Below are 2,993 nucleotides of genomic sequence, written 5' to 3' on the forward strand. Positions count from 1 at the left end.
CGCCGACAGCGGCGCCCTGCATTGATGTTTGGGCTATTCAAGGCGGCGCCGAGCTGGGATTTAACCGCCCTGCTGAACGCCGCCGAGCCGCGCGCGCCGCTGGCCAACCGCAATCTCTGGCTGGCGCGCCTGCTCGAATGGCTGCGCCACCCGGCCAGCCGCGATGAGGCCAGCACCGGCACCACCTTGCTGCCGGTGTTGCGGCTCAAGCATCTGCTCAATGTGCTGGAACGTAACCCCGAACATGCGCGCAGCTTTGCCGGCGTAATGAATTCGATTTGGCGCGATGTCGATGCGATCGGCCTGTTTGCCGATGTCGGCTTTGCGCCCCATGTGGCCTTGTGGGGCGAGTTTTTGCGCCGCCTGCGCCAGCACTTTTTACCCAACACCGCCGACACCACCGACCTGGCCGAGCTGTTCGACCTGCTCTTCCCCGACCAGGCCGATGAGCATTGGCTGCTGGCGCTTGACGATGACTTGTTGCAGCGCCTGAGCCGCTTGCTGTTAGGAGCCCGGGCGGCAGAAAGCGGCGATAGCGAAAGGCGACCCCGGCGAGGACAGTTTTTGCCGGATTTGCAGCCGCATAGCACGGCTATGGGGCAAAAAGACGGTGAAAAATGGACCGCCGCGGCCGACTTGCAGCCGCCGATTTTTCTGCCGCCCGGGCTCCTAGCCCCTGATCTATCAGACCCGACGCCATCCAAGCACTGGCAAGCGCCGATGCTGAGCGGGCTGACCACCCTGGTCAGCTCGGTGCGGGCGGACGGTTTGTCTGCCGTGCTGCGCCGGCGCATGAGCGCCGACTTGCTGGCCAATCAGCCGTTCGAACAACTGGCCAGCGCCTGCGACGATATGGTCGACGCCTTGCGCGCGGGCGACACGGAGAAAACCACCCAGGCGCTGCAGTATCTGCGCGCCTTGCTCGCGGCCTGCCAGACCGCCGCCGCCAGCATTCCCGAGCATCTGGAGGCTTTCGGCGTGTCGGTCGAAATCGTCTTCGCGCTGGAGCAAATGCAGGCCCGCATCGAGCGCGTTGAGGCCTTGCTGATTTGCCTGGTGGCCGAGCAACCGCAGCGCGAACTGGCGCGCTTGCTGGCCAGCCTGGTGCGCGTTGTCAACGAGCGGCGCAGCATCACCCAGTTGTTCTCCAGCCATTACTCGCTATTGGCCCGCAAAGTGGCCGAGCGCAGCGCCGAAACCGGCGAGCACTACATCACCCGCGACCGCGCCGACTACCGCGACATGCTCAAGCATGCGGCCGGCGGTGGCGCCATCATCGTCGGCACCACCTTCGCCAAATTCGCCGTCATCGGGATCGGCATGAGCGCGTTCTGGACCGGCTTTTGGGCCGGCGCCAACTACGCGATGAGCTTTTTGATCATCCATTTGCTGCACTGGACGGTCGCCACCAAACAGCCCGCCATGACGGCGCCGGCGATGGCCCAAAAGCTGGAGCGGATCGAGCGTGATGAGGATCTGGAAAGCTTTGTTGACGAAGTTGCCAACCTCTTGCGCTCACAGTTCGCCGGCATTCTGGGCAATCTGGCCGTGGTGGCGCCGGTGGTGCTGGGCGTGCAACTGCTCAGTTGGCTGCTGTTCGGCGCGCCGCTGGTGGGCGAAAAGTCGGCCCATTACGTGTTGCATTCGCTGACCCTGCTGGGGCCCTCGGCGCTGTATGCCGCCTTCACCGGCGTGCTGCTGTTCGCCAGCAGCATGGTGGCGGGCTGGTTCGAGAACTGGTTTGTGCTGCACCGGCTGGAAAGTGCAATCGCCTGGAACCCGGCCATCATCGGCCGCCTCGGTGCACCGCGCGCGCAGCGCTGGGCCAAATGGTGGCGGGCCAATATTTCCGGCGTTGCCGCCAATGTCTCCTTGGGGCTGATGCTGGGCCTGGTGCCGGTCTTGCTCGACTTTGTCGGCCTGCCGCTGGACGTGCGCCATGTCACCTTGTCAACCGGGCAATTGGCCGCAGCCATTGGCGCGCTGGGACTGGACATCTTCCGCCTGGGCGATTTCTGGTGGTGTGTGGCGGGCATCGCGGTCACCGGGGTCTTGAACCTGAGCGTCAGTTTTTACCTGGCACTGAAGGTGGCGCTGCGCTCACGCGGCATCCGTCTGGCCGACCGCGCACGCGTCAGCTCGGCGATCTGGCGGCGGGTGCGCGGGCAGCCGCGCAGCTTTCTGCTGCCGCCCAAGGCCCGCGATGTGCAGCCGGACTAGTCGTTGTCCGCCTCGTCGGGCGGGCGCCGCTCACCGCCCTTGCGGCCAGAAAACATCGTCCACCAGATGATCAACACAAAGATCGCCAAGGCGGCCAGCGCCTCCAACAAGAGCAAAGTCATAAAAGCACGCACCTCAATGTCCACCAGCGCAGCGGCGCTGCTGGTCGCGATTTTAGGTGGGCTTCTAGGTGGGCTGCTGACCGGCTGCGGCACGCCCCCGCTGGCGAACAAGCCGAGCCCCGAACTGGGCCCGATAGCCCGCCCGCCCGTCGAGCCCCCCGCCCGCCAACGCGCCGTGCTGCTGCGCGAGCGCGCCCGCTGGGTCGAGGCCGATTGGAGTGAGCTGCCCGGCTGGGGCAGTGACCGCGCGGCCGAGCTGTGGCCGGCCCTGCTGCGCGGCTGCGCACGCCCGGCCGAGGGCTGGGCGGAGGTGTGCGCCCAAGCCAAAGCCAGCGCGCTGCCCGCCGATGACGCACAGGCCTCGCTGTGGTTGATGCAACATCTGCGCCCTTACCGGGTCGAGTCGCTGCAAGGTGAGGCGCAAGGCCTGATCACCGGCTACTACGAGCCGATGCTGGAGGCGACGCGGCGCCCGCAGCCGAGCTTTCAGGTGCCGGTGCATGCCGCGCCCAGCGACCTGCTGCAGCGCCGGCCCTATTTCACCCGCCAGCAGATCGAGTCCGACACGGCGCTGCGGGCGCGGCTGAAGGCCCATGAGCTGGCCTTTTTGGAGGACCCGCTGGATTTGCTGGTGCTGCAGATCCAGGGCTC

Annotated in this window: 3 protein-coding genes; 2 read left to right on the forward strand and 1 reads right to left on the reverse strand. The window is 66.3% G+C overall.

What is annotated here, in order from left to right; all coding sequences use genetic code 11:
* A partial coding sequence (locus RMO57_RS01165) for a site-specific recombinase (protein WP_310383461.1) occupies positions 1-2,220 on the forward strand: 2,220 nt, incomplete at its 5' end.
* Here the strand turns inward: RMO57_RS01165 and RMO57_RS01170 are convergent.
* Complete coding sequence (locus RMO57_RS01170) at positions 2,217-2,342, reverse strand: hypothetical protein (RefSeq protein ID WP_310383462.1); 126 nt, start codon at positions 2,340-2,342, stop codon at positions 2,217-2,219. The genes RMO57_RS01165 and RMO57_RS01170 overlap by 4 nt on opposite strands.
* Positions 2,343-2,358: 16 nt before the next feature.
* Here RMO57_RS01170 and RMO57_RS01175 point away from each other — a divergent pair.
* Positions 2,359-2,993: MltA domain-containing protein (locus RMO57_RS01175; protein WP_310383463.1), on the forward strand; the 635-nt coding region annotated here is incomplete at its 3' end.

Origin of the sequence: Roseateles sp., assembly GCF_031397715.1 — a bacterium.
Taxonomy (GTDB): Bacteria; Pseudomonadota; Gammaproteobacteria; order Burkholderiales; family Burkholderiaceae_C; genus Paucibacter_A.

Bases quoted from the DNA above. Each gene is read 5' to 3' on its own strand.
- RMO57_RS01170 (WP_310383462.1), bottom strand. From the start codon at position 2,342: ATGACTTTGCTCTTGTTGGAGGCGCTGGCCGCCTTGGCGATCTTTGTG.